This is a genomic window from Cyanobacteriota bacterium, from assembly GCA_025054735.1.
Lineage (GTDB): Bacteria > Cyanobacteriota > Cyanobacteriia > SKYG9 > SKYG9 > SKYG9.
Map to the genome: position 1 here is coordinate 1 of JANWZG010000185.1, position 7,260 is coordinate 7,260.

Annotated in this window: 7 protein-coding genes; 5 read left to right on the forward strand and 2 right to left on the reverse strand. The window is 47.9% G+C overall.

All coding sequences use genetic code 11. The annotated features are described in order from the left end of the window. Positions 1-859 (reverse strand): LysR substrate-binding domain-containing protein (locus tag NZ772_10280; GenBank protein MCS6813938.1); only part of this gene is annotated, 859 nt, incomplete at its 3' end. 838 nt (positions 860-1,697) lie between these two features. On the opposite strand from NZ772_10280, the gene NZ772_10285 reads away from it, so the two are divergent. Further along, positions 1,698-2,183 (forward strand): nucleoside 2-deoxyribosyltransferase, encoded by a 486-nt coding sequence (locus NZ772_10285; protein MCS6813939.1) that lies wholly within the window; start codon positions 1,698-1,700, stop codon positions 2,181-2,183. Between the two features lie 27 nt (positions 2,184-2,210). Next, a complete protein-coding gene (locus NZ772_10290) occupies positions 2,211-2,396 on the forward strand; it encodes a hypothetical protein (GenBank protein ID MCS6813940.1) in 186 nt (61 codons plus the stop codon). Between the two features lie 80 nt (positions 2,397-2,476). Here the strand turns inward: NZ772_10290 and NZ772_10295 are convergent, their stop codons facing one another. Beyond that, the gene (locus NZ772_10295; protein ID MCS6813941.1) at positions 2,477-3,667 is read right to left on the reverse strand and encodes a nucleotidyltransferase family protein; all 1,191 of its coding nucleotides are present in this window, start codon (positions 3,665-3,667) and stop codon (positions 2,477-2,479) included. Positions 3,668-4,067: 400 nt separating this feature from the next. Between NZ772_10295 and NZ772_10300 the strand changes: the two genes are divergently transcribed. The 3 genes from NZ772_10300 to NZ772_10310 all read left to right on the forward strand — a co-directional run. After that, positions 4,068-5,027, forward strand: a complete 960-nt coding sequence (locus NZ772_10300) for a DUF362 domain-containing protein (protein ID MCS6813942.1) — start codon at positions 4,068-4,070, stop codon at positions 5,025-5,027. Between the two features lie 141 nt (positions 5,028-5,168). Beyond that, a complete protein-coding gene (locus NZ772_10305) occupies positions 5,169-5,876 on the forward strand; it encodes a DevA family ABC transporter ATP-binding protein (GenBank protein MCS6813943.1) in 708 nt (235 codons plus the stop codon). A gap of 329 nt (positions 5,877-6,205) precedes the next feature. Beyond that, positions 6,206-7,260, forward strand: a 1,055-nt coding sequence (locus NZ772_10310) for an adenylosuccinate synthase (GenBank protein ID MCS6813944.1), incomplete at its 3' end; no start/stop codon positions are given.

Below are 7,260 nucleotides of genomic sequence, written 5' to 3' on the forward strand. Positions count from 1 at the left end.
ATGTACGAGCAACAGTTGATAGCTGCTTACCTGCCGGATAGATGACATACCACTGGCGGGCGATGGGAAATTTCTCCACATCCAGAATCGCAACTTGGCTGAAGGTGCCCTCTAACGTAAGGCTATGCAGCGATAGCACGGCAATTCCCAAGCCACCAGCAACAGCCTGTTTGATCGCTTCATTGCTACCAATTTCTAGCTTGATCCGAATTGGAACTTTATTGACATCAAACAGTTCTTGCACAGTTTTACGAGTTCCTGACCCTGGCTCTCGCATGATGAATGGTTCATCGGCAATGCGCTGTAGACTAATCTGCCTTTGCGTCACTAAGGGATGGTTTTTAGGTGCTACGACTACCAAGGGGTTTTCAATAAAGGCAAAAGACTCTATTTCAGGGTGATCTGGTGGTTCACTCACAATGTAGAGATCGTCTAGATTCTCAGACATGCGCTCAGCTACCCCTTCATGATTTGTAACTTGTAGCGATACATCCACACCAGGGTATCGTTGACAGAAGGGGCCTAGTAGCCGCGGCACGACGTATTTGGCGGTGGTAATTACACAGAGGCGAAGCTTACCTTGCTTGAGACCTTGCATGTCAGCGATCGTCATCTCAAACTGAGACAACTGCTCAAACACATCCCGACATGTTTTGTATAACTCTCGTCCTGCATCGGTGAGATGTAAACGCTTACCCACCTGCTCAAACAATGGAATGCCCACGGCTTGAGTCAGTTGTTTCACTTGCATAGAGACAGTTGGCTGGGTTAAAAACAGCTCTTCCGCCGCCCGCGTGAAGCTACAATGGCGGGCAGCAGCTTCAAACACCTTAAGCTGGTGTAGTGTAATTTGTCTCAGAGGTCTAGCATTACTCACAGGATGCATTAAGCAAAGATTATTGCTAACATTAGGAATCTAAATCATAATAATACTGCTCAATAGAGTCCTTCAATTCAGTTTTTTACCTATAGTTACAGCCGGTTACAGCTAAAGATAGCCCGAATTCTACTCTTGGCTCGACCTGTGTCAGTTGATGCGCTGCAAAATCGCAGTAATGACGTAGGCTAAGGGGCTACTGTTCTGCAAAAAAATACGCCCTTTGAAGCTGTTCTAAAAAACGCTCTTTGAAGTCTAAAGTCTAAAGTCTAAAGTCTAGCTCTAAAACTGTTCTACAAAAAAATACGCTCTCTAGATTTTTAGAGAGCGTCTGAGATGATGGCAAAACAACCAGGCAAGCAATGAAATAAACGTGCAACGTCAGATGCTAAGTAAACCTCACTATGCGGCGCGACAACCCTCATATTCAGCCAGCATGGAATCGTCCATAGACTGGTGTACTGATTGAACAGCATGGAAACACACAACGTTTCTGTGATATTTACCGAATATGGACAATAGGGCTTTGTCAACGGCGTAAGTATCAACAGTGTCAGTGTTTCCAAAGAGCCTGCGCTGCATAACTAGGTCGTTCCCCCGATGGCTGAATGGCTTACACATTAATAATCTCAAACCGGCCTGATTTAAGATGTGATGCCATCACTGCTGACTACATGAGCTTAGTCAGTTGTTTGGGTGATGCTGGTACCGGTAGACTGTGACCAAACTTGAGCCTCGTAGTGATGCTTATCATCACCCGCTGGAGAATTTTGGCTGTGTGCGCTATGGTTATGCATGATTGTTGCTGAGCAGCTTGCCTATGACCCTACCGCCATGGATTTATCTTGCAGGCCCATTGTTTACTCAGGCAGAAATCACGTTCAACCGTTGGCTGGCAGCACAACTTCGATCGGCAGGCTATACAATTTACCTGCCCCAAGAGGAATGTAGTGGTGTGACTGATCCCCAAGAGTTATTTGCCATTTGCATGAAGGGGTTGGATAGGGCAACTCTCGCCATTGTAATTTTGGATGGTGCTGATGCCGATTCGGGGAGTTGCTTTGAGATGGGTTATGCCTATGGACGAGGATTACCCATCATTGGACTGCGTACAGACTTTCGGGGCAGTGGTGAACATATGGGTGTGAATCTCATGCTTACCCATAGCTGCACCCACTTAATTTTGACCAGCACTAACCCGCCGCCCTCGACAGATACCGTTACCTATTTAGCTGTTGGTGAGGATGTTGTATCGCCATTAGTCGATGTGCTAAAACGCCTAGTCACAGCTAGGAGTTCAGGTTAAGATATCCAGAGAGTAGGGAGGTGGCTTATGATCCTGGTTAAACTTGCGATCGCGGCTATATATATCGGTGGTGTTTGGCTGTTTTGGCGGGGTTTCCCAAAAACATTTTGGTCTGAAGGCTTCTTTAATCGCTTGATGTTTTCTGTATTCTGGCCTGTGTGGTTAATCACCAAAACTGGCCGCCGCAACCTGGGTAGGGCACTAAAGGGCTAAGTTCAGCAGATGCGATAGCTAGTAACATAGTCCGGTTTCAGGGTGTTTCCCGATCAATTTTGATTGAAATACATGCATCCCTATGGCCTAAACGCTCGCAACCACCGATAGGGATAGTACAACCAAATAGGCAACGCCTTGGGAATTCTATAGCGCTGTTGCATATAGGCCCGAGTTGGGAAGAGGGTATTCCATGCAAAGCGTAGGCGTTGTCGCCAGTTCGTAGCTCCTAGCAAGTCTGCAAGAAATAGCCGCAGACGCAGCCCTAGGTGACCAGTTTCCAAATAGCGAATCACGTGAGCCTCTGCTGGAGAGGGCTTTATCTGAGCAAGCTGGTCTAGGATGCTTGCAGGAATAGGAACATGCCACTGGTGAACCAGTGTCGTAAGCACCCGTTGCAGTGGGGTTACTAGGTCATAGGCTGCGGCCTGATGGAAAATTTCAGCCCAGTTCATATCTGGGTTCAGCGCAATAATCTCGGCAATGTCTTGAAACCAAAGCCACCCCTTGCCATCGTGGTGCAATAGCAAGTGAGCAGAGAGGTAGAGAATTTGGGCATTAGTGCCGAAGGTCAATGCTGGCGTTTGCTCGACTTGAATAGGCTGAGCTGTTGCCCATAGCCAATCTAAGGGCAAACGTTGTTGATAGTAGAGGCGATTTAGTAGACCCCAGTGGAGGTCGATCGCTACTGGGATAACTCCACTCTTACACCACGTCTCTTCACTGCGAAACTCTTCTGTGTAGCCTGTGTGCAGTTCCATGCCCGTCAGAGCGTAGCCCAAGTCCATCAGCGCACACCGTGCCTGAGGTAGCTGTGATGACTGTATGAGTAAGTCCAAGTCACTCATAGGACGCAGGGCGATGTCTTTGTAAACAACTTCTGCTAAGGCGGCACCTTTCATAACTAAGACTGGAATTCCTCGCTGCCGAAAGCTCTGTAGAACGATCGTCAACTCCCGCAATAACAAACTGTTCCGACAGGCATTGCTGTAGTAAGCAGCACTGAACGCTTGCTCTACTTCTGGCGGCAAAATGTCACGATGACGCAGTATGCCATAGAGCAAAGGTAACAGGTTTTCTTGCTGCGCTAGCTGATAGACTGCTTGCCAAAATGATTTTGGGTTCTGAACTTCTCTAGATAGCTGCTTGTGGACATATACTTGCAGCCAGTGCAAACGCTGAAGGTTCCATCGTCCCTGTAAGCACCAATGAATGAACTGTTGAGGAGAAAGCGTTTGAGCAACCATTGGCAAACCTAAGGATGAGACCATGGCGGTATCCGTGAATAGAAGCTAGGTTGAACTATAGCAAGCTCTTAGGCAGATGGGGGAACTAGACAGTATTAGCCAGTAAATCGAAATGACCAACGTTGACGGATGATAACATCGCTATTGATGTTAAGGACATGTAGGTAATCATCATGTTCATGTAGGATTGAGTCCCTAACGGCCACCTATCTGTGATGTTCACCTGAGGAATCGATATAGTTTCTCGCAATGAGCAGGCAAAACGAAACGGATAAGCTTGTGATAACGTAGCCTACCTGACGGACGGCCTAATGGCCTTGGAGAATCGTGCAACTATGAGCAACCTTATGAGCAACCTACAGGTAGCCACAGACTGAGAATCTGATTATCTTGGTGTAAGAAACTCTACTTTACGTTAATGTTTATGCCTACAGTAAGTTTGGTTCGTTGCCAGTCCTACGATCGCACTGAGCTTCAGTCTAGTTTAGAAATCCTGTTGGCACCCCTAGGTGGCATGACATCAGTAGTGAAACCAGGCGATCGCGTGCTGCTCAAGCCAAACCTGTTAACGGGTGCTCGTCCTGGTAAGGAAGCCATTACCCGTCCTGAAGTTGTGTATGCCGTTGCCAAAGCAGTTTTGGATGCAGGTGGCAAACCCTTCTTAGGGGATAGTCCAGCCTTTGGCAGTGCTCATGGGGTCGCAAAATCAGGTAACTATCTGCCCCTAATGGCTGAACTAGGGGTGCCCATCGTTGAGTTTCACGGTAAGCGTTACGAAACCGTTAGCGATAGCTTTAACCATTTGCTACTGTCTAAGGAAGCTCTAGAGGCTGATGTAGTAATCAATTTACCTAAAGTCAAGTCTCACATGCAGTTGACCCTAACCTTGGGAGTGAAGAACCTATTTGGCTGTGTTCCCGGCAAGATGAAGGCATGGTGGCACATGGAAGCAGGTAAGAGCAGCGATCGCTTTGGTGACATGTTGGTGGAAACAGCTAAAGCCATTCAGCCTGACCTGACTATTTTGGATGGCATCCTTGGGCATGAAGGCAATGGGCCTAGTGGTGGTGAACCGCGCTCCTTGGGACTACTAGCTGCATCGACAGATGTGTTTGCCCTAGACCGAGCAATTGTTGACGTACTACAAGTAGATCCTGCTACAGTGCCGACGATCGTTGCTTCCCAACGCCTTGGTCTTTGCCCTCCCTTAGAGACTATTGCATTCCCTCACCTGCATCCCCAAGATGTCCAGATTACTGACTGGCGCTTACCCGATACTATGATGCCGATCGACTTTGGCCTACCGAGGGTAATCAAATCTACCTTCCGTCACCTCTACATCCGCTTTATCAAAGAGCCATTGAGCGCCTACAGCTATAAGTAGTATGTAGGCAGTAGTATCTTCGGAGTTGGGCAGCAATCCAAGGTGCAAGGCTAGCAACACCCACACCAAGCCTCAATAGAGGCACCCACTGCCGTTGTAACTTTTTACACGATAATAATTATCCTACCCACCACCATTGCCATGAACCAACAACCTGTGATCGCTCTAAATTGTGTCAATCATTACTATGGCTCTGGCAATCTACGCAAACAAATCTTATTTGAGGTGACAACACAGATTTACCCTGGTGAAGTTGTGATTATGACTGGGCCATCCGGGTCTGGTAAGACGACGCTATTGACCCTGATTGGTGCATTGCGATCAACCCAGGAGGGCAGTTTGAAGGTACTAGGGCAAGAATTACACAATGCTCCACGCCATCAGTTAGTAAAAATACGCCGTAACATTGGCTACATATTCCAAGCCCATAACCTACTCAATTCCCTTACAGCTCGGCAAAATGTACAGATGTCTCTAGAACTGCACCCAGAAATCTCATCCACACAGGCGAAGCGCCAAGCCGAAGCCATGCTAGAGGCTGTAGGGTTAGGCGATCACATCAACTACTACCCAAAGGAGCTTTCTGGGGGACAAAAGCAACGAGTAGCGATCGCTCGCGCCCTAGCTAGCCATCCTAAGATTGTGCTAGCCGATGAACCTACCGCTGCCCTGGATAAAAAATCAGGTCGGGATGTCGTAGAAATCATGCAGAAACTAGCCAAGCAGCAGGGCTGTACCATTCTTCTAGTCACCCACGACAACCGTATTTTGGACATAGCTGACCGCATTATCCACATGGAAGATGGGCGGCTTTCAGCACTAGAGGCGATCGCCACGAGACTCTCGTAGCACAGCAGTGTGATAGCATCTAAAACTACAGTTGAGCCTCTTGCCGGCATCGTACCAGTTTGGACTTTTAGACTAACGGTTTAGAACGGTTTAGATTGACGATCTCCCAGCCACGCTAGGACGCAAAACATTACTAAACAGTGTATTTTAATACAAAGTACATTGCTTCTTTGGCATGAAGCTCCTAGGTACAGTCATAGGAAATGCATTGTTCAGTAATCACCCTACCTATTTGCAACAAATTTGTTACATTTAGATGCAAACATTGACACTTAGCCCAATCGCTATCCATAATTAGGGGTTGCGAAAACTTTACTACTGGACAACCCTTGGCTAACGTTATTGTGATTGGTGCCCAATGGGGCGATGAGGGAAAAGGTAAGATTACGGATCTATTAAGCCGATCTGCTGACGTTGTGGTTCGCTACCAAGGAGGTGTCAATGCTGGACACACCGTCGTCGTAGGCGATCAGACCTTTAAGCTGCATTTGATTCCATCAGGGATCTTGTACCCAGGAACTGATTGCATTATTGGTTCTGGTACTGTGATTGACCCCAAAGCCTTGATTGCTGAACTTGATCGGCTGGAGGCGCTGAATATTTCTACGGCTAATCTGATGATTTCAGAGACAGCCCATGTGACTATGCCCTACCACCGGATGATTGACCAAGCTGCTGAGGAACGTCGTGGTCACTACAAAATCGGCACAACTGGTCGCGGCATTGGCCCTACCTATGCCGATAAGTCAGAGCGCACAGGCATTCGCATGTTGGACTTAATGAATCCTGACTCACTCCGGGAGCAGCTATTGTGGACGATCGGCTATAAAAATGTCATTCTCGAAAATCTCTACAAACTGCCTCCATTGGATCCAGAGGTAGTAATTGCTGAGTACCAAAGCTACGCAGAGCGGCTCCGTCCCTACGTGGTGGACAGCTCCCTGAAGATTTATGATGCTATTCAACGTCGTCGTAACATCTTGTTTGAAGGGGCACAGGGCACTCTGCTGGATCTGGATCACGGCACCTATCCCTATGTCACATCATCGAATCCTGTAGCGGGTGGTGCTTGTGTTGGTGCTGGCGTTGGCCCCACTATGATTGACCGGGTGATCGGGGTTGCTAAGGCTTACACGACTCGCGTTGGTGAAGGGCCTTTCCCTACAGAGCTACATGGCGGGATCGGGGATCTGTTGTGCGATCGCGGTGCAGAATTTGGTACCACAACTGGGCGTAAGCGTCGCTGTGGTTGGTTTGACGCTGTGATTGGACGGTATGCTGTACGGATTAATGGCATGGATTGCTTGGCGATTACCAAGCTAGACGTTTTGGATGAACTAGACGAAATTAAGGTCTGTGTTGCCTACGAAATGGATGGACAACG